This is a genomic window from Microbacterium lacus (assembly GCF_039531105.1).
GTDB classification, from domain to species: Bacteria; Actinomycetota; Actinomycetes; order Actinomycetales; family Microbacteriaceae; genus Microbacterium; species Microbacterium lacus.
Window position 1 is genome coordinate 542,804 of the sequence record NZ_BAAAPK010000001.1, and the last position, 21,387, is coordinate 564,190.

The following is a 21,387-nucleotide window of genomic DNA, read 5'->3' on the forward strand; positions in this document are numbered from 1 at the left end:
GGGGCGATCAGCCGATCAGGTTGATGATGTCATTCACGTTCATGCCGTAGTTCACGCGCACCACCGGGAGCGCGAGCTTGTCGGTGCCGATCGTGACGTATCCCGGCTCGATCGTGCGCGCCATCTCGAAGCCCGCTTCGCGCAGCGCTTCCTTCGCCGTCTCGTTGTAGTGCCCGAACGGGTAGGCCATGACCTCTTTCACGCCGAGCACGTCGGCGGAGGCCTGCATATCGGCGACGATCTCGGGGATGCTCCAGTTCACGATGCGACCCTGGCCGTTCGCGCCCGCCTGGTGCATGTCGTGGGTGTGGGAGCGACGCAGCACGTACGGGCTCGGCGCCGGGTCCTGGCGGTAGGCGGTGATCATGAACGACGTCGACAGCAGCTTGTACTTGTCGATCACCGGCACCGCGAGGTCGAACCAGGTCTGGTCGGCGTCGTCGTCCGTGATGACGACGGAGTGATTGGGCAGCCAGAGCCGGCCGTCGATGAAGGCGCTCAGCTCGTCCCACGTCGGGAGGTAGAACCCGCCGGTGGCGACATGGTTCATGTGCGCGTCGAAGTCGCCGATGTACGCGTAGTTGCCGCGCAGCCACCCGTCCTCGCCCTCGGGCCGCGTCGTGAACTGGTGGTACATCATGATCGGGATCCGTGCGTTCTCCGCCACGTTCTCGTCCGGTGTCTTCCACGACCCGTACAGCGTGATCTGCTGGTCGGTGCACGCGACGAGCTCGGAGCCGTTGACGCGGGACGGGATGCTGAACGCGGCCGCCTCTGCGGGATCGGCGTACCAGCCGGCGAACACCATGCCGTCGCGAGAGGGGATCGGAAGCCCGGAATACAGGGCGCCCTGCGTCTGGAGCATGGGCGCATCGGCGACTCCGTCGCCGGCGAAGCTCACGGCGCACGCGTTCGGGTCGTCGGTCGAATCCAGCAGCTGCTGCGCGGCCGTGAGCGGGGTCTGGGTCGGCTCGGGCGTCGGATCGCTCGTCGCATCGGCCGGCGCGGGAGCGGCATCCGCCCCACCGCGGTTCAGCGCGATCACCGAGATCGTGACGACGAGCGCGGCGACGAGCACGAGGGCGGAGATGAAGGCGGTGAGGCGCCGACGGCGCCGCACCCGCGCGGACGGGCGACGCCTGCGCGCGCCGCTGCGTGTGGAATCAGTCACTCTGGTCGGCCCCAACCGTTTCGAGGCGATGTCGCTCGCCTGCCCCTCGCACATCGTACGACCGCATCTTGCGCCTGCCTGGGAAGTCGGCCGGTGGGTACGCTGTGGCCATGACAACGCTCGTCCTCACCGTCGTCGGCCCCGATCGCGCCGGCCTGGTCGCCGCCGTCGCCGATGTCGTGGACGCGCACGGCGGCAACTGGGAGAACAGCCAGCTCGCCGAGCTCGCGGGCGCGTTCGCGGGCATCGTCCAGGTCTCGGTCGACGAGACCCGCGTCGAGGAGCTGCGCGCCGCGCTCTCGGCGCTGGACGGGCTCCTCACCGTCACCGCGCACGCCGGTGCCGGCGAGGGTGTCTCGACACCCGACCGCGAGTTCTCGTTCCGGGTGCTCGGCAACGACCGCCCCGGCATCGTGCGGGAGGTCTCCACCGCGCTGAGCTCGCAGGGCCTGAGCATCGAGCGGATGAGCACCGAGACGTACGACGCGGCGATGGCCGGCGGCAGGCTGTTCGAGGCCTCCATCAGCGCCCGGGTGCCGGCATCCGTCGACGTCGACGCCGTCCAGGCGGCGCTCGAGGCGCTCGCCGCCGAGATCCAGGTCGACGTCACCCGCGAGGCCTGACCCGCTCCCTTGTTTCGCTGAGACGCCAACTGCACGCCGAGACCATGGGGTTTCCCCACCGTCTCGGCGTGCAGTTGTCGTCTCACGGCCAGGGCGGCGCCCGCGTAGCGTGGGGGCGTGGACGAAGCGACGTGGGACGAGCGCATCGCGGCCTTCTGGGCGGATGCCGATGACGAGCGACCGGACGCGATGTGGGCCGCGCTCGAGCCGCTGCTGGCCGAGCGCGCCGCTGACGATGCGGCGGCGCTGTTCGAGCGCGCGTCGCTGCACGACATGCTGGGTGAGGAGCAGCAGGCCGTCCCGCTGTACCAACGGGCCATTGCCGCAGGTTTGGATGCCGAGCGCGACGGTTTCGCCGTGATCCAGCTCGGCAGCACGCTGCGCAACGTCGGCCGACTCGAGGAGGCGGCGGAGCTTCTGCAGACCCGCGTGGACGATCCCTCTCTCGGAGCGGCGGCGCGTGCGTTCCTCGCCCTGACCCGCCACGACCAGGGCCGGCACGCGGAGGCGCTCCGACTCGTCCTCACGGACCACGCGCCGCACGTGCCGCTGTACGGACGCGCGCTCGCCGAGTATGCCGGGCTGCTGACCGACTGAGCGGGTGGTCCGACGCGTCGGATCCTTGCGACGATGGAGGTGTGCGTCGGCCGAGCCTTCCCCTGCCCCTGTCCGCGGTCGACGTCGACGGCTGGATGGCCGTGTCGGCGCGGAACGCGCTCGCCGGCTACGTCGGTCAGATGCCGGAACTCTGCGTCGAGGTCGGTGGAGACGTGTTCGCCTCCGGCCGGCTCGGCGCGGCCACGCCCGCGCGCAATGCCGAGAGCGTGGCGTGGTGGAACGGCGAGAGCGAGGGCAACTGGCTCGCCGCGTGGCTCGGTCATGTCGCGCTGGTCGGATCGGCCGACGATCGCGAGACCGCCCGCGCGCGTGTGGCGCGGATACTCGGACATCAGTCGGGTGACGGCTACCTCGGGATGTTCGCAGAGGCTTACCGCGCAGACCGGGGCGTCATCACGGGCGACCTGTGGACGCAGACCTGCCTCCTGCGCGCCTTGCGCTCGTGGGCGGATGCGGAGCACGACGAGTCCGTGCACGACGCGGTCGACCGCGCTATCCGGCGGACGTGCGCGCATCTTCACCAGGCGCTCGCCGACGGCACCGCTTTTCGCGATACCCGCCGCACCGGACACGACCTCATGTTCATCGACGTCCTGTACGACGCGTACCTGCGCGAACCCGATCCCACCTTCGCGGCGACCGCGGTCGCGTTGTACGACGCCTTCTCATCGGCCGACATCGACGCTCCGTTCGCCGACTTCCAGCGCGATCGGCTGCTGTCGGACGCCCCGATGACCGGCCATGGTGCGCACGTCGCCGAGCATGCCCGAGTCCCGCTCCAGATCGCGGTGATGACGGGAGATCCGGACGGCTCGTGGACAGAGCTCTTCGGCCGGGGGATGACGAAGCTGTCCGTCGCGGTGGGCTCCAGCGGCGGCATCCGCTCGGATGAGACCCTCGGCGCGCCGGGTCAAGCGCCCGTCCACCTGGCCGAAGCGGGGGAGGAGCAGTGCGCGCTGACCGAACTCGCCGACACCTACCTGCACGCCGCGGCGGTGTCGGGGGACCTGCGCTGGGTCGATCGTGCTGAGGCGATCCTGCTGAACGCGGCTCCTGCCGGTGTCCTTGCGGACGGCACGGCGGTGGGCTACCTGCACGCGGAGAACCAGACGGCGGCGACCCGTTCCATGGGCACGCGGTGGGACTACTCGCCGACGCACGATGACGCCGCCGTCTGCTGCGCCCCCAACGCGGGGCGGTTGTTGCCGCTCGCGCTGCGACACGCGGTCGTGCGGATGCCGGAGGGCTGGCTCGTGCAGCTCTACGGGCCGATGACCCTCACCCTGTCCGGCCGGAACGGCGAGGTGAGACTGCGACAGCGGACGAGCTACCCGTTCGGCGAGGACGTCGACATCGAGGTGAGCGCGGGGGGAGAGGTCTTCACCCTCGAGCTTCGCGTGCCCGGCTGGTGCCGCGAAGCGTCCGTGGTGACGGCCCGTGTCGACGAGGTCGTGATCGAACGGCGCGCGATGACGATCGCGGTGACCGGGCGCTGGGGTGATGCGAGCACGGTCAGGCTCACACTCGCGCAGTCGCTCGACGTGGTGCCCACCGCGGATGGGCGGGTCGCGCTCCGGCTCGGCCCGCTCACGCTCGCCGCACCGATCGTCCATCGGGCCGTGGCGACGCGACGGTATCCCGGGAGCAACCTGCGCGATCTCGACATCGTGCCCGCCGACGGTGCCGCTCGATCACCGCTCGTGCTGCGGGAGGCGCGACTCTCCGAGGCGCGGGTCGAACGTGCGGGCGGCGAAGTGAGCTGGGCCGACACCGGCGTGCGCGTGACGGTGCCGATGATCGATCCCTCGCCGCGTTCCACGGCGACGACAGGTGCCGAAGACACCGAGGTCGTGCTCGTCCCGATCGGGCAGACGACGCTCCGTCAGACCGTCTTCAGCATGGTGCGATCCGGCTGACCGCCGCCGGGCCGGCTCAGGTCAGGTCAGGTCGCCGAGCGCCTCGAGGAGCTCGCCGACGGTGTGCGCCGCATTGGACGGATGGCGCAGGTGTCGCTCCGGGTGCACGACGTAGTGGTTGCGGCGACCCCGACGGTGTCGCTCCAGGTACCCGCCCGCCTCGAGGTCGCCGAGGATCTTCACGGCTGAGCGCGTCGAGATCCCCGCGGCTTCGGCGATCTCGAGGACGCTCGCGTCGGGGTTCGCGGACACCTGCAGGAGCACGTGCGCGTGATGGGTGAGGAAGGTCCACGCCGACATGCCTCCATTCTCGCCCCCGCTCTCGCACGGGTGGTCAATGGGTGAAGTATTCTTCATGTATCCTCCGATAGGTGAAGAAAGCTGCACCTATAAGGAGGCGTGGAGATGGATTCATCGATCACGATGGCGAGCCTGCTGAGCGCGCCCGTGCTCGCATTCGTGCTGGGCGTTCTGGCGGTCGCGATCCGCTCCGACCTGAAGGTCCCCGACGCGTTCACGCAGACCCTTTCCATCTATTTGCTCCTCGCGATCGGCCTGAAGGGCGGAGTCGCGCTTGCGGGCACCGATCCGTCCTCCCTCGCGGTCCCGCTCGCGCTCGCGATCGCATTCGGTCTGGTCACCCCGGTCCTCGCCTATCTCGCGCTGCGCGTCCTCACCCCGCTCGGCCCGGTGGACCGCGGCTCGGTCGCCGCGCACTACGGGTCCACCTCGCTCGTGACCTTCACCGCCGCGATCGTCGCGCTGGAGTCCGCGAAGATCGTGGTGCCGCCGTACGCGGCGACCGTCCTCACGGTGCTCGAGGTTCCCGGCATCCTGATCGGTCTTCTCCTCGCCCGGCGGCACACCGCGCGGCGCGGGCGGTGGGGCGCCACGATCCACGAGATCCTCACCGGGAAGTCGATCCTGCTCCTGGTCGGCGGACTCGCGATCGGCGCGGTGATCGGCGAGAGCGGCTACGCGAGCGTCGAGCCGTTCTTCGGCGAGCCGTTCCGCGGCGCGCTCGTGCTTTTCCTGCTCGCCCTCGGTATCGATGCCGCCCGCAGATTCGGCGCGCTGCGCACCGGGGCGGTGGGTCTGATCGCCTTCGCGATCCTGTTCCCGCTCGTGGTCGGCTCCACCGCAGTCCTCGTCGGTTCCGCCGCGGGGCTCGACACCGGAGGGGCCGCGATCCTGGGTGTGCTGTGCGCGAGCGCGTCGTACATCGCCGCGCCCGCCGCCGTGCGGATGTCGCTGCCGGACGCGAACCTCGCGTATCCGCTCGCGGCGAGTCTCGGCGTCACGTTCCCGCTGAACCTGACGGTCGGCATCCCGCTGTTCACGGCGATCGCGGTGGCGCTGTGAGGACGCCTCTCAGCGCGCTGCGCGCTGCCGCTCGATCCGCCACATGATCGCAATCGAGATCAGCGCGACCGCCGACAGCACGAGGGTGAGGATCGCGAGCCCGTCGAAGAGGAGCCACTCGGCGAAGACCCCGCCCAGGACGTTGCCCAGAAGGTACCCGGCTCCCACGACCACTGAGTAGACGCCCATGATGAGACCGCGGTTCTCGCGGAAATCGGCGGAAATGTCGCTGAGGTGGATGAGCGCCGCCGGTGTGAATCCGGCCTCGAGGAAGACGCCGGCGAGGATCAGGGGTATTGCGACGACCAGCGGCACACCTCGGTTGATCAGGATGAGACCGACCGAGGCGAGGATCGCGCCGAAGACGGTCACGAAGAGGGTGGGGACCGTCGGGAGGCGCCCGATGAAGAACGACCACGCCACGATGCACACGCTGAAGACGAGCACGTAGATGCCGAGCACGGCGGACAGCCCCGCCTCATTGCCCGCGAACGCGCCCGGCAGCAGCTGGCCCGGTGCCGTCCGGTCGCCGGCGAGCACGAACGTGATCTGCGACGTGACCCACGTGCCGAGGATCGCGTTCACGGCGATCCACGCGGGGAGGAACGCGATCAGCCGGGGCTGCCGGATGACCCGGACGCGCTCGCGCACACTCGTTCGCGGGGCAGTGACGGATGCCGTCGTGCCGGGTCGCACGAACGCGATGACGAGCAGCGCGGCGACGAGATAGACCCCCGCGAGGACGGCGAAGGTCCAAAGCCCGAGGGTGCCGTAGAGGAGGGGCCCGGCGACGGCTCCGAGCGCGATCCCGCTCGAGGAGGACAGTTCGTAGAAGCTCGTCACGCGCCCGCGGCGGGAGCGGTCCTCGTCGCTGGCGTCGGCGAGCAGCCCGAGCGTGGCCGGAGCGGCGAGGGCCCCGCTCGCGCCGTCGAGGAGCCGGGACGTGCCGACGATCACCACGACCAGCAGCAGGGAGGGCGCGACGGTGATGAGGGACGCGCCCGGGATGATCAGGACGCCGGCTGCGGCCAGCAACGGCGCGGCGATGAGGAATAGACGCCTTCCGTGCCGATCGCTGGCCGAACCGGCGATCGGGGCGAGGACGAGCTCGGCGAGGAAGCTCAGGCCGGACAGGATGCCGAGGACCAAGGCTCCGACGGGTGCTCCGGCGCGCGCCAGATCGACGAAGTACGCGCCGAGAGCGAGTGCTCCGGCGGCGGAGGCCGTTCGCAGCAGCAGCTGGGCGACGATCACGGCGCCGACGCCGGCGGTGGGGCGCGTCGTGGCGGTAGTCATGAGGGTTCCATCGTCCCAGGCTTCGGACGGCGCCGACCCGCAGCGGCGGCACGTCGGCAGGGCATGAAGAAACCCCCGTGCGTAGAAGCCACACGAGGGTCCCAGTGGCTCCGACGGGCGTCGATCCCGTGACCTCACGATTTTCAGTCGTGCGCTCTACCAACTGAGCTACAGAGCCGCGCGGCACGGATGCCGCGTCCTAGACGAAAGCCCCTCCGAGAAGGGGCTGTCGCTCGGAGCGACCCTGACGGGACTTGAACCCGCGACCTCCGCCGTGACAGGGCGGCACGCTAACCAACTGCGCTACAGGGCCATGCGTATGAAGTTGTATATGTCGGATGTGACCCCAACGGGATTCGAACCCGTGCTACCGCCGTGAAAGGGCGGCGTCCTAGGCCACTAAACGATGGGGCCGGATGAACCCGGAGGCTCACCGTTACCGACGCTCAAGCATACGTAATACCGAGACGATCCGCCAATCGAACCACTGACCTGTCCGTGTGCGGTGCGGCGGGGGGTCGTGCGCACCAGGGCTTTTGCGGGCAGGATGAACCTCATCCACCCCTTGCGCCTGTGACTCGTGTTGCTAGTGTGATCAAAGTCGTCTTCGTGTAGGAGGAATCGTGGACTCCGAGCAATCGCCGGAAGATTGCGGCTGCGCGCCCACTCCGCGCGAGCGTCGCGCCCTCTTCCCCACGATGAGCCGGCGCGCAGCCCTCGGCATGGGCCTGCTCGGGGTGGCGGCGCTCGGCGTCACCGGCGGTCCCGTCATCTCTGCCGCCTTCGCCGCCGACTACCCGTCCTGGGCCGACGTCGAAGCCGCCCGTGCCAATGAAGCCGCCAAAGCCGCCGAAGTCACGAAGATCCAGGGGCTCATCCAGAGCCTGAACGCCGAGGTCGCCCGCACGCAGGCGGAGGCGAAGGTGGCCTCCGACATCTTCTACGAGGCGCAGCAGGCTTTCTTCGCGCAGGCCCGTCGCGCCGACGAGCTCCAGGCGCAGGCCGACGAGAAGGCCGCCCAGGCCTCGGAGTCCGCCGCGAAAGCCGGACGCCTCGCGGCCCAGCTCTACCGCGACGGCGGGGATGACACCTCGCTCGAGCTCTTCTTCTCCGGCTCCGCCGCGACGACCGACGATCTGCTCGCCCGCCTCGGCACGATGGACAAGCTGATCGAGCGCAACAGCGACGTCTACTCCGAAGCAGTGCTCGCACGCGATTCCGCCCAGAGCCTCAGCGACCAGGCCGTCGTCGCCCGTAACGAGCGCGACCGGCTGCAGGCGGATGCCGAGCAGAAGATGGTGGCCGCGCAGGAAGCCGCGAACGCCGCACAGGCGGCTCTCGACGCGCAGACCGCGAACCTCGCCACTCTCGAGGCGCAGCTGGCAGCCCTGCAGGACACCACGGCCAAGACCGTCGCCGACTACCAGGCGGGGGTCGAAGCCGCTCGGATCGCCGAGGAGAAGCGCCAGGCAGCCCTGCGTGCCGAAGCCGAGCGCCGCGCTGCCGAAGCGGCGGCGGCCGCTGCGGCGGCCGCCGCCGCCAACGGCGGTGGCGGCGGCGGCGGCGGCGGCGGTGGTGGCGGCGGCGGGTACGGCGGCGGCACCGTGAGTGGGTCCGGCTGGGCCCGCCCGGGTGCGGGCGGTGTGACCTCAGGGTACGGTCCGCGGTACGTCCAATGCGGCAACGGGTACTGCTCGAGCGGGTACCACGAGGGCACCGATCTCGGACAAGCCTGCTGGTCGGGCATCTACGCCGCACAGTCGGGCACGGTTGTCTACGCCGGGTACAACGGCGGGTACGGCAACTACATCAAGATCGATCACGGCGGCGGCGTCGCGACCGGATACGCTCACATCTCCTACGGCGGCTTCTACGTCGGCTACGGCCAGTGGGTCAACTCCGGCCAGCTGATCGCGGCGACCGGTCAGACCGGCAACTCCTTCGGCTGCCACCTGCACTTCGAGGTCTACGTCAACGGGCGCACGGTCAACCCGGCGCCGTTCATGGCGGACCGCGGCGTCTGGCTCTGAGCCGGCAGTCCCGCCCGGAACGCCGAAGGCGGACGACGCGCTGAGCGCGGCATCCGCCTTCGAAGCGAAGCGACTTCAGACGGTCTTGGGCGCGACGCCCTCACCCTGAGTCTTGGTCTCGCCCTCGTGCTCGGCGAACCGGACGATCGACTCGGCGAGCAGGCGCTCCGCCTCGTCTTTGCCGGCCCACACGTCGACCTTGACCCACTTGTTCGGCTCGAGGTCCTTGTAGTGCTCGAAGAAGTGCTCGATCTCCTTCTTCGTGTACTCCGGGATGTCCTCGAGGTCCTGGATGTGGCTCCAGCGCGGGTCCTTCGTCAGGACCGCGACGAGCTTGTCGTCGCCGCCGGCCTCGTCCTTCATCTTCAGCACGCCGACCGGGCGGACATTCACCATGACACCCGGGAACAGCGTGACATCCAGCAGCACGAGCACGTCCAGCGGGTCACCGTCCTCGCCGAGGGTGTTCTCGAAGAAGCCGTAGTCGGCCGGATAGCCCATCGGAGTGAACAGCACGCGGTCCAGGAACACGCGACCGGTGCCGTGGTCGACCTCGTACTTGACGCGGCTGCCGCGCGGGATCTCGATGACGGCGTCGTGTGAAGCCATGCGTGTCGCTCCTTGGTGAGGGGGTGGGATGCCGCGCACCAGCCTACTCGGGGCGCTCACGGTGAAAGAACGGGGAGAAACGGCAGGTTTCGGCCCGTCTGAGCGACGTTCAGACCATAATCGCCCCGCGCTTTCACGCGGCATGGCCGATACCGTGAACGCGTGGAGAACCGATCGAGCCTGAGTCCGGCCGTCGCCGAGGTGCGCCGCGCCGTGCGGCAGGCGCTCGCCGCGCTGTCGGAGGGGACCACAGTGCTCGTCGCGCTGTCCGGAGGCGCGGACTCGCTCGCGCTCGCCGCGGCGACCGCGTTCGAGGCGCCCAAGCGCGGTATCCGCGCGGTCGCCGTCACGGTCGACCACGGTCTGCAGCCGGGGTCAGCGGATGCCGCCGCCGCGGCATCCGCCCAGGCCGAGCGCCTCGGACTCGACGCGCGCGTCGTCCGAGTCGAGGTCGGCGGCACCGGCGGACCGGAGGCCGCGGCTCGCGAGGCACGCTACCGAGCCCTGGCCGACGCGGCGGCGCAGACCGGCGCGATCGCCGTCCTCGTCGGCCATACGCTCGACGACCAGGCCGAGACCGTGCTGCTGGGGCTCGCCCGAGGTTCCGGCGGCGCGAGCCTGCAGGGCATGGCGCCGGAAGCGGAGCTCGTGCCCGGCATCAGCCTGCTCCGCCCCCTTCTCGAGGTGCGCCGCAAGACGACGCGCGCCGCGTGCGCGGCGGAGGACCTCACGCCGTGGGACGACCCGCACAACGCCGACCCCGCGTACGCGCGCGTGCGCGTGCGTGAGCGGGTTCTGCCGGTGCTCGAGGCCGAGCTCGGTCCGGGTATCGCGGACGCACTCGCGCGCACCGCGGCCCAGCTGCGGGAGGACGCCGAGGCGTTCGACGACATGATCGACGAGACGATCGAGGACATCGTCGAGCACGCCGAAGCGGGCATCTCCGTCTCCGTCGCAGCTCTCGCGGCCAACCCGGCGGCGCTGCGGAACCGCATCATCCGGCACGTCGTCGCGAGCGAATTCCACGCGAGCCTCACACGTGCGCAGACGCTCGAGGTCGCCCGACTCGTGACGGCATGGTCGGGCCAAGGTCCGATCGACCTGCCCGGATGCCGCGCCCGCCGCGTCGGCGGACGCGTCGAGTTCACGGCATCCGCCTCCTAGTTCTTGCCGAACAGGCCTCCGAGGAGTCCCCCGACATCGAGCCCTCCGGGGGAGGAGCTGCCGGTGGCGGAGCCACCGAGCAGGCCGCCGATGAGATCGCCCAGCCCGCCGCCCGCGCCACCGCCCTGCGACGGCGCCGACTTCTGCTGCTGATCGGCGATGAGTCCCATGATGATGGGCGCGAGGATCGGCAGGAGCTTGCCGAAGTCGATCCCGGCGGTCTTCGGCTCGTCCGTGAGCTTCTGTGCGACCTGCTGCTCCTGGCCGCCGAAGACGTGGCCGAGGATCTTCTGTCCATCGGTCGTGCTGAGGTTGTTCAGATCGATCCGTCCCGAGGCGGTCTCGCCGCCGTGCGCGCCGAGCGCCTTCTCGAGCGCGGCGGCCCCGTCGGGCGTCTGCGCGTTGCGCTGCAGGCCGGCGAGGATCGTCGCCCCGCCCTCTTCGACGGCTCGGCGCGCCTCGCTCGGCGGCACGCCGAGCTGCCGCGCGATGTCGTCGATCGGTAGAGCCTGCAGGATGTCGTCCAGTCCGGCCATGCCGAGCCTCCTCGTCTGGGGCGCCGTCGCCCCGCTGTCCTAAACTCTCTCCATGCGCGCCGCCGATGTCCAGAGCGAGATCACCGAAGTCCTCGTCACCGAAGAGCAGATCCTCGCGAAGCTCGAGGAGGTCGCCGCGCAGGTCGCGGTGGACTACGCCGGAAAGGAGCTGCTGCTGGTCGGCGTGCTCAAGGGCGCGGTGATGGTCATGGCCGACTTCTCGCGCGCGCTGCCGGGCGAGGTGACGATGGACTGGATGGCGGTCTCGTCGTACGGCACCGGCACGCGCTCCAGCGGTGTCGTCCAGATCCGCAAGGACCTCGATACGGACCTCCACGACAAGCACGTCCTGATCGTCGAGGACATCATCGACTCGGGCCTCACCCTGAGCTGGCTCCTGACCAACTTCGCGTCGCGGGGAGCGGCATCCGTCGAGGTGTTCGCCCTTCTCCGCAAACCGGATGCCGCGAAGGTCCACGTCGACTGCCGCTATGTCGGGTTCGAGATCCCCAACGAGTTCGTGGTCGGGTACGGCCTGGACTACGCCGAGAAGTACCGCAACCTCCGCGACGTCGCGATCCTCGCCCCTCACGTCTACAGCTGATCCCACAGCCCGCGCACTGTACGCCGTGGGCGAATGCACAGTCCGGGCATAGGCGCGGCGGGATACCCTGAATCCACTGTCGCCCGGGCATCCCGATGCCCCGCGCGGATCGTCGACGAAAGGGAACGGGCCTCGCCCGCACCATGGACTTCAAGAAGATCACCCGGAACCCGCTGTTCTATGTGCTCATCATCGGCATCTTCCTGATCGTCGGTTTCTCACTCATCTCGAGCCTCGGCGGTGCGAAGCAGGTCTCCACCCAGGAGGGTCTGGAGCTGCTGAAGGGCGGGACGGTCACCGAGGTGCTCAACACCGACGGCGACCAGCGCGTCGACATGAAGCTGTCCAAGCCCTACGACGGCGCGTCCGACGTGCAGTTCTACTACGTGACCGCGCGCGCGAGCGAGGTCGTCGACGCGATCAACGCGGCCGACCCCGCCGACGGCTTCAACGACGCGGTCCCGCGCCCCACGTGGTTCGACGGCTTCCTCTCGCTCATGCTCCCGCTGCTCCTGCTGGGTGTGCTGTTCTGGTTCCTGCTCTCCAGCGCCCAGGGCGGCGGCAGCAAGGTCATGCAGTTCGGCAAGTCCCGCGCGAAGCTCGTCTCGAAGGAGTCCCCGACCGTCACGTTCGACGATGTCGCCGGCGCCGACGAGGCGATCGAGGAGATGCAGGAGATCAAGGACTTCCTGAAGGATCCGTCGAAGTTCCAGGCCGTCGGCGCGCGCATCCCGAAGGGCGTGTTGCTGTACGGCCCTCCCGGAACCGGAAAGACGCTGCTCGCCCGCGCCGTCGCCGGCGAGGCGGGCGTTCCGTTCTACTCGATCTCCGGCTCGGACTTCGTGGAGATGTTCGTCGGCGTCGGCGCGAGCCGCGTGCGCGACCTCTTCACCCAGGCGAAGGAGAGCTCGCCCGCGATCATCTTCATCGACGAGATCGACGCCGTGGGTCGTCACCGCGGCGCCGGCATGGGCGGCGGTCACGACGAGCGCGAGCAGACCCTCAACCAGATGCTGGTCGAGATGGACGGCTTCGACCCCAAGGTCAACGTCATCGTGATCGCGGCCACGAACCGCCCCGACATCCTCGACCCCGCGCTCCTGCGCCCGGGCCGCTTCGACCGGCAGATCGGCGTGGACGCGCCCGACCTCAAGGGCCGCAAGCGCATCCTCGAGGTGCACGGTCGCGGCAAGCCGCTCGCGGACGGCGTCGACCTCGAGGTCGTCGCCCGCAAGACCCCCGGCTTCACCGGTGCCGACCTCGCGAACGTCCTGAACGAGGCCGCCCTCCTCACCGCGCGCTCGAACGCGCAGCTCATCGACAACCGCGCACTCGACGAGGCGATCGACCGGGTGATCGCGGGTCCGCAGCGACGCACGCGCGTCATGCGCGACAAGGAGAAGCTCATCACGGCGTACCACGAGGGCGGTCACGCACTCGCCGCCGCGGCGATGAACAACACCGACCCCGTCACGAAGGTCACGATCCTCCCGCGCGGCAAGGCGCTCGGATACACGATGGTGCTGCCGATCGACGACAAGTACTCCGTCACCCGCAACGAGCTGCAGGATCAGCTGACCTACGCAATGGGCGGCCGCGTCGCCGAGGAGATCGTCTTCCACGACCCGACGACCGGTGCCTCCAACGACATCGAGAAGGCCACGAACATCGCGCGCAAGATGGTCACCGAGTACGGCATGACCAACGAGGTGGGGCCCGTCAAGCTCGGCTCCGCGAGCGGCGAGGTGTTCATGGGCCGCGACATGGGCCACGGCCGCGAGTTCAGCGAGAAGATCGCCGAGCGCATCGACAACCAGGTGCGCGCCCTCATCGAGCAGGCGCACAACGAGGCGTACCAGGTCATCAACGACAATCGCGATGTCCTGGACCGGCTCGCGCTGGCGCTCCTCGAGAAGGAGACCCTGGATCACCTCGAGCTCGCCGAGATCTTCAAGGACGTCAAGCGCCTCCCGCCGCGTCCGCAGTGGCTCTCCAGCGAGAACCGTCCGGTGTCCTACCAGCCGCCGGTCGAGGTGCCGCGGCGCGTGCACCCCGAGGGTGTGGCGGCGAGTGTCGAGGTCGAACAGGGCGCGCCCGAGAAGGCCGCGAAGCGTCGTCCCACCGGGCAGGCGCGACCCGCGACCGCGTAGGCTCGGCCCGTGGCCGTCGACCGTGAGCGCGTCGCCGCGCTCGTCCGAGAGCTGCTGGCGGCGATCGGAGAAGACCCCGAGCGTCCGGGTCTCCGGCTGACGCCGGGGCGCGTCGCCGACGCGTACGCCGAGTTCTTCTCGGGGGTCGGGCAGGATGCCGCCGCCCCGCTCGCGCACACCATCTCGGTGACCCGGGGGCCGGCTCCCGAGACCCTCCCGTCGGGAGCGGTCATGCTGCGAGACATCGCCTTCCGCTCAATATGCGAGCACCATCTGCTCCCGTTCCGCGGACGCGCGCACATCGCGTATCTGCCCGGCGAGCAGGTCGTCGGGCTCGGCGCCCTGCCGAAGGTCGTCGAGATCCTCGCCTCGCGTCCGCAGGTGCAGGAGCGGCTCGGCGAGCAGATCGCCGACACGATCGCCGCGTCGCTGGACACACGCGGCGTGCTCGTCGTGCTGGATGCCGCGCACGAGTGCGTGACGATGCGCGGCGAGCGTCAGCCCGAGGCGCGGACCCTGACGATCGCCGCGCGGGGCGAGTTGGCCGACCCGGCTGCGCGCGGCGAGCTCATCGCGCTTCTCGGGAGCAGCCGCGCATGACCACCCTCATCCTGGGGATCGTCAACGTGACGCCCGATTCGTTCAGCGACGGCGGCCGCTACCTCGACGCGGACGCGGCGATCGCCCACGGACTGTGGCTGCGTGCCGAAGGCGCCGACATCCTGGACGTGGGCGGCGAGTCCACCCGCCCGGGTGCGGAGCGCGTCGCACCGCGCACAGAGCAGGAGCGCGTGCTTCCGGTGATCCAGGCTCTGACGGAGGCCGGCGCCCGCGTGAGCGTCGACACGATGAACGCGTCCACCGCACGCGCGGCGGTGGCCGCCGGGGCCCGTTACGTCAACGACGTCTCGGGGGGTCTCGCGGACCCCGACATGCTCCCCGCGATCGCCGAATCGGGCGCCGAGGCGATCATCGGCCACTGGCGCGGCCCGTCCGCCGATATGTACGCGCGCGCCCAATACGACGACGTCGTGCGCGACGTGCTGGGCGAACTCACCGAGCGCGTCGCGGCCGCCGCCGAGGCCGGCATCCCACCGGGACGCCTCGTCGTCGACCCGGGCATCGGCTTCGGCAAGAAGGGCGGCCAGAATTGGGAGGCGCTGCGGGCGCTGCCGCGCATCGTCGGGCTGGGTCACCGCGTGCTCGTCGGAGCGAGCCGCAAGCGCTTCCTCGCCGAGGCCCTCGCCACGGACGGCACGACGGACGACCCGAACGTGACGACAGCCCGGCGCGACCTCGCCACAGCCGTCACGAGCGTGCTGTCCGCCCAGGCAGGCGCGTGGGGCGTTCGCGTCCACGACGTCGCCGCCACCCGGGACGCCCTCCGCATCGCCGACCTCTGGAAGGGGGAGGGACGATGGACCACGTCGACGAGATCGCGCTGACCGGCCTCCGGGTCTTCGGACACCACGGAGTCTTCGACCATGAGCGCCGCGACGGCCAGGAATTCATCGTCGACGCCCGGCTGTACGTCGACACCGCCGCGGCCGCCGCGAGCGACGACGTCGCCGACACGGTCCACTACGGAGAGGTGGCCGAGCGCATCGCCGCGATCGTCGCCGGTGAGCCGGTGAACCTCCTCGAGACCCTCGCGCAGCGCATCGCGGATGCGGTTCTCACGTTTGCCGGCGTCCGAATGGTCGCGGTCACCGTCCACAAGCCGCAGGCACCCATCCCGCTCACCTTCTCCGGCGTGTCGGTCACGATCCGTCGCGGCACCCTGTTCACCCCCGCTCCCGAGGAGCCCGCATGAACCGACGACTCGCTCACGGATTCGACTCCGAGCACGAGAACGTTCCGCGCCCGCCGGTCCGAGCCGTCGTCGGGCTGGGGTCCAACCTCGGCGACCGCGTCGCGACCCTCGACGCCGCGCTCGCCGAACTGCAGCGGCTGCCCCTCGTGGACGACGTCCGCGCCTCGGCGCCGGTGGAGTCCGTCGCGGTCACGCCCGACGGACCAGACGCCGAGCGCCCGGCGTATCTGAACGCGGTCGCGCTCGTGCAGACCCGGCTCGCGCCGTCGGTGCTGCTGGCCTTCCTGCAGGCGATCGAGACCAGGCACGGCCGCGAGCGTCGCGAGCGGTGGGGCGACCGGACACTCGATCTCGATCTCATCGCGTACGGCGACGTGGTCAGCCGCGACGCCCACCTCACGCTGCCGCACCCGCGCGCCGCTGAGCGCGACTTCGTCCTCGTGCCGTGGCTGTCCCTCGATCCGGATGCCGAGATCCCCGGCGCCGGACGCGTGGAGGACCTGCTCGCCCAGCTGCGGAGCACCGCGTGAAGCGCACCGGCGCCGGTCTTCTCCTCGTCTCCGCCGCCCTCGGCGTCGCCGCGGGGTTCCTGCTCGATCAGGCCCTGACGGCGGGCGGTCGGGCGACCTTCACGCCCTCCGTCACCCTGCCGATCTTCCTCGTGCTCCTCGGCGCGGTCGTGATCGCACTTGCCCTGCCGATCCGCCGGGCGACCAAGGGCACACTCAAGGCCCCGGTGAACCCGTTCTGGGCGCTGCGGATCGCGATGCTCGCGAAAGCGTCGAGCATCGTCGGCGCCGTGGTGACGGGTCTCGCCGGCGGTCTCGCGATCTTCCTGCTGACCCGGCCCGTCCCGCCGTCGGTAGGCTCGATGGGCGCCGTCATCGCGACCGCGGTGTGCGGTGCGGCCCTCGTGGCGGCCGGCCTGTACGCGGAGCACCTCTGCACGATCCGGAAGGACGACGATGACGAACAGCCCGGACTCGATGCCTCCCCCGACCACCGCTGATCGCTCGCCGTCCGCCCCGGCGGAGGGCCAGGCGACGGCATCCGTCTTCGATCGCGACACGTACGACGCGGTCCGCGAACCCCGTGCGGCGGGGCGGCTGCCACTCGGCGACGGCACCTGGCACCAGCTGGCCCGGCAGTACGTGTGGGTGCAGCTGATCTCCACCGGCGTCGCGATGCTCGTCGTCGCCGCCGCTGCGATCGCCGCCAGCCTGCTGTGGCACCAGCTCTGGGTGTGGATCCCTGCCGGCGTGTTCCTGGTGATCCTGATCTGGACGATGGCGATCACCCCGCGGCAGGCCCGGGCGTACGGCTACCAGCTGCGCCGCGACGATCTCGTGTTCCGTCGCGGGATCCTGTGGCAGCGCGTCGTGGCCGTCCCCTACGGCCGCATGCAGCTCGTCGACATCACGCACGGACCGCTCGATCGAGGCTTCGGAATCGCGCAGCTCAAGCTCGTGACGGCGGCGGCCTCGACCGGCGTCGTCATCCCGGGGTTGACGCAAGCCGCCGCCGAACAGCTGCGCGACACGCTCGTGGACGTCGCCGAGTCGCGCCGGACGGGCCTGTGACCGAACCGGACGCGCCGCGCGCCGTGGCGGCACCGACCCTCACGGACGGGGAGTGGCACCGCCTGCATCCGCTCACCCCGCTCTTCCGGGGTGGGCTGTTCCTCGTCGTGGTCGCGGGCATCGTGATCGCGAACCTGCGCGACCGTCTCGTCTTCCTCTTCCTGCCGTGGTTCGACGACGACATCGATCGCGACATCCGCGAATTCGAGTCCGGCGGCGACCCCGTCGACTTCATCATCGCGAACAACCTCTACCTGGTCGCGGGCCTCGCCCTCCTCGGCATCCTCGCGGTGCTGATCGGGCTCTTCTACCTCTCGTGGCGCTTCCACACGTTCCGGATCACCGGCGACGACGTCGAAGTGCGCAGCGGCGTGCTGTTCCGCACCCATCGCCGCGCGCCGCTGGATCGGGTGCAGGGCGTCAATCTGACCCGGCCCATGCTCGCCCGGCTCGTCGGCATGGCCAAGCTCGAGGTCGTCGGCGCCGGACTGGACGCGAACGTGAAGCTCGAATACCTGTCGACGGGCAACGCGGAGGCCGTGCGCGCGGACATCCTTCGGCTCGCCTCGGGGAGCCGGCAGGCGCGGGCCGAACGGGTGGATCCTGGAATCGTCTCGCGGCGCGCGGCGGCGGCATCCGTGGTGAGCGCCGGGATCACCGGACTCATCGAGGGCGCGGAAGAGCCCGTGAGCGAGCCCGAGTCGGTCGTCCACATCCCCGTCGGCCGGCTCATCGCCTCGCGGCTGCTGAGCTCCTCTACGCTGTGGCTCGTCGCGATCACCGTGGCGATCGTCGTGGGATCGATCGCGGGGACGCCGTGGGTGCTGTTCACCCTCATTCCCGCGCTCCTCGGATTCGGGGCCTACTGGGTGCGGACGATCACACGATCGCTCCGGTATTCGATCGCCCCGACCCCCTCGGGGGTGCGCATCACGTTCGGCCTCTTCACCACGATCACCGAGATCCTGCCGCCCGGGCGCGTGCACGCGATCGAGGTGCAGCAGTCGCTGCTGTGGCGCCCGTTCGGCTGGTGGGCGATCACGGTGAACCGACTGTCCGGGCGGGGCCTGTCGGACGGGACCACCGACCAGTTCACGACGGTACTGCCGGTCGGCACGCGCTCCGACGTCGAGCGGGTGCTGCGGCTTCTGCTGCTCGACCTCCCCGAGGCGGAGTGGCCCCTCGTCTTCGAGCACGGACTGCTCGGTCCGCGCGAAGCCGACCCGTACACGAACACGCCGCGCCGCGCGCGACTGCTGCGGCTCCTTTCCTGGCGCCGCAACGGCTTCCAGCTGTCACCCGACGTCCTCCTGATGCGCCGTGGGGCGATCTGGCGCACGCTCGCGGTGTTCCCGCTCGCCCGCCTGCAGAGCATCGGGCTCGAGCAGGGCCCGCTCGACCGGGCGTTGCGCGTCGCGAGCGTGCGCGCCCACACGATTGCGGGGCGCGTCTCGGGACGGCTGGGGATCATCGATCGGGATGCCGCGCTCGAGCTGTTCGGGACCGCCGAAGCGGCGGTGATCCACGCGGCCGCGCGGGACCACACCCACCGGTGGGCGCAGGGAGAGGCATCGGACCCCGAGGGCGGCGCGGGGATGGACCCGAGGACGGATCCGCTGGAGGTGCCGCGGTGAGGCGGGACGGTCGGCTCGGGGTCGGCGTCATCGGCGCCGGTCGCGTGGGGCCCGTGATCGGCGCCGCGCTCGGGGGCGCCGGACACGCGATCGTCGGCATCACCCGCGGCGCGGATGAGGAGCGCGCGGAGGCCGTCCTCCCTGGCGTCCCCAGGTTCGATGCCCTGGAGGTCGTCCGCCGCAGTGAGCTCGTGGTGATCGCCGTGCCGCACGACGAGCTCCCCGGGCTCGTGTCCGGACTCGCCGAGTTGGGCGCGTGGCAGGCCGGGCAGCTGGTCCTGCACACCGATCCGGCGTACGGCACCGGTGTCCTGGGTCCGGCATCCGCCCGCGGCTCGATCCCGCTGGCAGTGCACCCCGCCGTCACCTTCACCGGCACGTCGATGGATCTGCGCCAGCTCGCCCACGCGTACGCCGCCGTGACCGCGCCTGCCGCGGTGCTGCCGATCGCCCAGGCGCTCGCGGTGGAGCTCGGCTGCGAACCGGTCGTCGTCGCCGAGGAGGCTCGGCCGGCGTACGCCGAGGCGCTCGCCACCGCCACAGAGTTCTCGCGCTCGATCGTGCGGCAGTCCACTGATCTGCTCGCGGGCGCCGGCGTGCCCGAGCCCGGCCGCTACCTGTCGGCGCTCGTGCATTCGGCGGTCGATCAAGCGCTCTCGGATGCCGGGTCGGGGGCCCCGGGAGCCCTCGAGCCCTGACCGCACAGAGCGGCGCAGATAGACTTGGGCCCGACTTTCCGAGGAGCCCCGAGAACAGATGAGCGACACGCCCGCGCCCGCCGACGCCCCCGAGCCGACCGAAGAGGACATCTTCGAGCAGAAGGCGGTGCGGCTCGCCAAGCGGGAGCGACTCATCGCGGACCGCGAGGATGCCGCCGGCGGCGCGTACCCGGTCTCGCTCCCGATCACGGACACGATCCCGGCCCTGCGCGAGCGGTACGCCGACCTGGAGGCGGGCGAGGAGACCGGCGTGACCGCTGCGGTCGCGGGCCGCGTCGTGTTCAGCCGCAACACCGGCAAGCTGTGCTTCGCGACGCTCCAGTCGGGCGATGGCAGCCGCATCCAGGCCATGGTGTCGCTGGCCGCCGTCGGTGAGGAGTCCCTCGCGCAGTGGAAGGAGATCGTCGACCTCGGCGATCACGTGTACGTGTCCGGTGAGGTGATCTCGAGCCGCCGCGGCGAGCTGTCGATCATGGTCGCCGAATGGAAGGTCGCCGCCAAGGCGATCCTGCCGCTGCCGAACATGTACGGCGAGCTCTCGGAGGAGAGCCGAGTCCGCAGCCGGTACCTCGACCTGATCGTGCGCGATCAGGCTCGGCAGACCGTCCGCGCGCGGGCGAAGGTCAATGCCTCGCTGCGCCAGACGTTCGCCGACCGCGGGTACATCGAAGTCGAGACTCCCATGCTGCAGGTGCAGCACGGCGGCGCATCGGCCCGCCCGTTCATCACGCACTCCAATGCGTTCGACACCGACCTCTACCTGCGCATCGCACCCGAGCTCTTCCTCAAGCGGGCCGTCGTCGGGGGTCTCGAGCGCGTGTTCGAGATCAACCGCAACTTCCGCAACGAAGGCGCCGACTCCACGCACAGCCCCGAATTCGCGATGCTCGAGTCCTACGAGGCCTATTCGGACTACAACGGGATCGCCGACCTGACGCAGGACCTCGTCCAGAACGCCGCGCTCGCCGTGGCCGGATCCACGACCGTGACGTGGGCGGACGGCACAGAGTACGACCTCGGCGGCCGGTGGGACCGACTCTCGATGTACGACTCCCTCTCCGCCGCCGCGGGCGTCGAGGTCACGCCGCAGACCTCGCTCGAGGATCTCCGGTCGTTGGCAGCGTCCGCCGGTGTCGAAGAGCCGCCGCTCGCGACCCACGGCAAGCTCGTCGAAGAACTCTGGGAGCACTTCGTCAAGGGTGGGCTGGTCCGACCGACGTTCGTGATGGACTTCCCGGTCGACACGAGCCCCCTCGTCCGCGAGCATCGCTCGATCGCGGGCGTCGTCGAGAAGTGGGATCTGTACGTCCGCGGATTCGAGCTCGCAACCGGATACTCCGAGCTCGTGGACCCGGTGATCCAGCGTGAGCGGTTCACCGAGCAGGCCAAGCTCGCCGCCCGCGGCGACCTCGAGGCGATGCGCATCGACGAGGAGTTCCTGCGTGCGCTCGAACACGGGATGCCGCCCTCGGGCGGGCTCGGCATGGGGATCGATCGCCTGCTCATGGCCGTCACGGGGCTCGGCATCCGCGAGACGATCCTCTTCCCGCTGGTCAAGTGAG

At 70.4% G+C, this 21,387-nt stretch carries 22 protein-coding genes and 3 tRNA genes; 17 read left to right on the forward strand and 8 right to left on the reverse strand.

The features are described 5' to 3' along the window. Positions 1 to 7: 7 nt before the first annotated feature. Positions 8 to 1,171 (reverse strand): polysaccharide deacetylase family protein, encoded by a 1,164-nt coding sequence (locus ABD197_RS02600; RefSeq protein ID WP_344051298.1) that lies wholly within the window; start codon positions 1,169 to 1,171, stop codon positions 8 to 10. Between the two features lie 110 nt (positions 1,172 to 1,281). Here ABD197_RS02600 and ABD197_RS02605 point away from each other — a divergent pair, with 110 nt between their 5' ends. The 3 genes from ABD197_RS02605 to ABD197_RS02615 all read left to right on the forward strand — a co-directional run bounded on the left by ABD197_RS02605 (position 1,282) and on the right by ABD197_RS02615 (position 4,328). Continuing rightward, complete coding sequence (locus ABD197_RS02605) at positions 1,282 to 1,794, forward strand: glycine cleavage system transcriptional repressor (protein WP_344051301.1); 513 nt, start codon at positions 1,282 to 1,284, stop codon at positions 1,792 to 1,794. 117 nt (positions 1,795 to 1,911) lie between these two features. After that, on the forward strand, positions 1,912 to 2,391 hold the full coding sequence (locus ABD197_RS02610) for a tetratricopeptide repeat protein (RefSeq protein ID WP_344051303.1): 480 nt from the start codon (positions 1,912 to 1,914) through the stop codon (positions 2,389 to 2,391). A 41-nt stretch (positions 2,392 to 2,432) separates the two neighbouring features. After that, complete coding sequence (locus ABD197_RS02615) at positions 2,433 to 4,328, forward strand: beta-L-arabinofuranosidase domain-containing protein (RefSeq protein ID WP_344051305.1); 1,896 nt, start codon at positions 2,433 to 2,435, stop codon at positions 4,326 to 4,328. A 21-nt stretch (positions 4,329 to 4,349) separates the two neighbouring features. Here the strand turns inward: ABD197_RS02615 and ABD197_RS02620 are convergent, their stop codons facing one another. Beyond that, complete coding sequence (locus ABD197_RS02620; RefSeq protein WP_344051307.1) at positions 4,350 to 4,628, reverse strand: helix-turn-helix transcriptional regulator; 279 nt, start codon at positions 4,626 to 4,628, stop codon at positions 4,350 to 4,352. A gap of 105 nt (positions 4,629 to 4,733) precedes the next feature. Here ABD197_RS02620 and ABD197_RS02625 point away from each other — a divergent pair, with 105 nt between their 5' ends. Next, on the forward strand, positions 4,734 to 5,690 hold the full coding sequence (locus tag ABD197_RS02625; protein WP_344051309.1) for a sodium-dependent bicarbonate transport family permease: 957 nt from the start codon (positions 4,734 to 4,736) through the stop codon (positions 5,688 to 5,690). 9 nt (positions 5,691 to 5,699) lie between these two features. Here ABD197_RS02625 and ABD197_RS02630 read toward each other — a convergent pair whose 3' ends face one another. The 4 genes from ABD197_RS02630 to ABD197_RS02645 all read right to left on the reverse strand — a co-directional run bounded on the left by ABD197_RS02630 (position 5,700) and on the right by ABD197_RS02645 (position 7,400). Next, entirely contained in the window at positions 5,700 to 6,986 is a 1,287-nt protein-coding gene (locus ABD197_RS02630) for an MFS transporter (protein WP_344051311.1), read from the reverse strand. A gap of 105 nt (positions 6,987 to 7,091) precedes the next feature. Next, a tRNA-Phe gene (locus tag ABD197_RS02635) sits at positions 7,092 to 7,164 on the reverse strand. Positions 7,165 to 7,225: 61 nt separating this feature from the next. Next, positions 7,226 to 7,299, reverse strand: a tRNA-Asp gene (locus ABD197_RS02640). 28 nt (positions 7,300 to 7,327) lie between these two features. Then, positions 7,328 to 7,400: transfer RNA gene (locus ABD197_RS02645), tRNA-Glu, on the reverse strand. 209 nt (positions 7,401 to 7,609) lie between these two features. Here ABD197_RS02645 and ABD197_RS02650 point away from each other — a divergent pair. Further along, entirely contained in the window at positions 7,610 to 9,016 is a 1,407-nt protein-coding gene (locus ABD197_RS02650) for a peptidoglycan DD-metalloendopeptidase family protein (protein WP_344051313.1), read from the forward strand. A gap of 75 nt (positions 9,017 to 9,091) precedes the next feature. Here the strand turns inward: ABD197_RS02650 and ppa are convergent, their stop codons facing one another. Next, entirely contained in the window at positions 9,092 to 9,625 is a 534-nt protein-coding gene (ppa, locus tag ABD197_RS02655) for an inorganic diphosphatase (RefSeq protein WP_344051315.1), read from the reverse strand. A gap of 162 nt (positions 9,626 to 9,787) precedes the next feature. On the opposite strand from ppa, the gene tilS reads away from it, so the two are divergent. After that, complete coding sequence (gene tilS / locus ABD197_RS02660) at positions 9,788 to 10,789, forward strand: tRNA lysidine(34) synthetase TilS (protein WP_344051317.1); 1,002 nt, start codon at positions 9,788 to 9,790, stop codon at positions 10,787 to 10,789. Here the strand turns inward: tilS and ABD197_RS02665 are convergent. Next, the gene (locus ABD197_RS02665) at positions 10,786 to 11,325 is read right to left on the reverse strand and encodes a DUF937 domain-containing protein (protein ID WP_344051320.1); all 540 of its coding nucleotides are present in this window, start codon (positions 11,323 to 11,325) and stop codon (positions 10,786 to 10,788) included. The genes tilS and ABD197_RS02665 overlap by 4 nt on opposite strands. 52 nt (positions 11,326 to 11,377) lie before the next feature. Between ABD197_RS02665 and hpt the strand changes: the two genes are divergently transcribed. The 11 genes from hpt (at position 11,378) to lysS (ending at position 21,386) form a co-directional block, all read left to right on the forward strand. Then, on the forward strand, positions 11,378 to 11,929 hold the full coding sequence (hpt, locus tag ABD197_RS02670; protein WP_344051322.1) for a hypoxanthine phosphoribosyltransferase: 552 nt from the start codon (positions 11,378 to 11,380) through the stop codon (positions 11,927 to 11,929). A 143-nt stretch (positions 11,930 to 12,072) separates the two neighbouring features. After that, positions 12,073 to 14,079: an ATP-dependent zinc metalloprotease FtsH gene (gene ftsH, locus ABD197_RS02675; RefSeq protein ID WP_344051324.1), complete on the forward strand. Its 2,007-nt coding sequence runs from the start codon at positions 12,073 to 12,075 to the stop codon at positions 14,077 to 14,079. A gap of 9 nt (positions 14,080 to 14,088) precedes the next feature. Continuing rightward, entirely contained in the window at positions 14,089 to 14,679 is a 591-nt protein-coding gene (folE, locus tag ABD197_RS02680) for a GTP cyclohydrolase I (RefSeq protein WP_344051326.1), read from the forward strand. Continuing rightward, entirely contained in the window at positions 14,676 to 15,524 is an 849-nt protein-coding gene (folP, locus tag ABD197_RS02685) for a dihydropteroate synthase (RefSeq protein ID WP_344051328.1), read from the forward strand. The genes folE and folP overlap by 4 nt, the downstream gene beginning before the upstream one ends. Further along, positions 15,497 to 15,892 (forward strand): dihydroneopterin aldolase, encoded by a 396-nt coding sequence (gene folB / locus ABD197_RS02690; protein ID WP_344051330.1) that lies wholly within the window; start codon positions 15,497 to 15,499, stop codon positions 15,890 to 15,892. The genes folP and folB overlap by 28 nt, the downstream gene beginning before the upstream one ends. Then, a complete protein-coding gene (gene folK / locus ABD197_RS02695; protein WP_344051331.1) occupies positions 15,889 to 16,422 on the forward strand; it encodes a 2-amino-4-hydroxy-6-hydroxymethyldihydropteridine diphosphokinase in 534 nt (177 codons plus the stop codon). The genes folB and folK overlap by 4 nt, the downstream gene beginning before the upstream one ends. Next, on the forward strand, positions 16,419 to 16,901 hold the full coding sequence (locus ABD197_RS02700) for a DUF3180 domain-containing protein (RefSeq protein ID WP_344051333.1): 483 nt from the start codon (positions 16,419 to 16,421) through the stop codon (positions 16,899 to 16,901). The genes folK and ABD197_RS02700 overlap by 4 nt, the downstream gene beginning before the upstream one ends. Continuing rightward, positions 16,858 to 17,472, forward strand: a complete 615-nt coding sequence (locus ABD197_RS02705) for a PH domain-containing protein (protein WP_344051335.1) — start codon at positions 16,858 to 16,860, stop codon at positions 17,470 to 17,472. The genes ABD197_RS02700 and ABD197_RS02705 overlap by 44 nt, the downstream gene beginning before the upstream one ends. Next, entirely contained in the window at positions 17,469 to 19,106 is a 1,638-nt protein-coding gene (locus ABD197_RS02710; protein ID WP_344051338.1) for a PH domain-containing protein, read from the forward strand. The genes ABD197_RS02705 and ABD197_RS02710 overlap by 4 nt, the downstream gene beginning before the upstream one ends. After that, positions 19,103 to 19,804, forward strand: coding sequence for a DUF2520 domain-containing protein (locus tag ABD197_RS02715; protein ID WP_344051340.1), 702 nt, complete (start codon positions 19,103 to 19,105; stop codon positions 19,802 to 19,804). The genes ABD197_RS02710 and ABD197_RS02715 overlap by 4 nt, the downstream gene beginning before the upstream one ends. 58 nt (positions 19,805 to 19,862) lie before the next feature. After that, positions 19,863 to 21,386, forward strand: coding sequence for a lysine--tRNA ligase (lysS, locus tag ABD197_RS02720; protein WP_344051342.1), 1,524 nt, complete (start codon positions 19,863 to 19,865; stop codon positions 21,384 to 21,386). Position 21,387 lies beyond the last annotated feature (1 nt).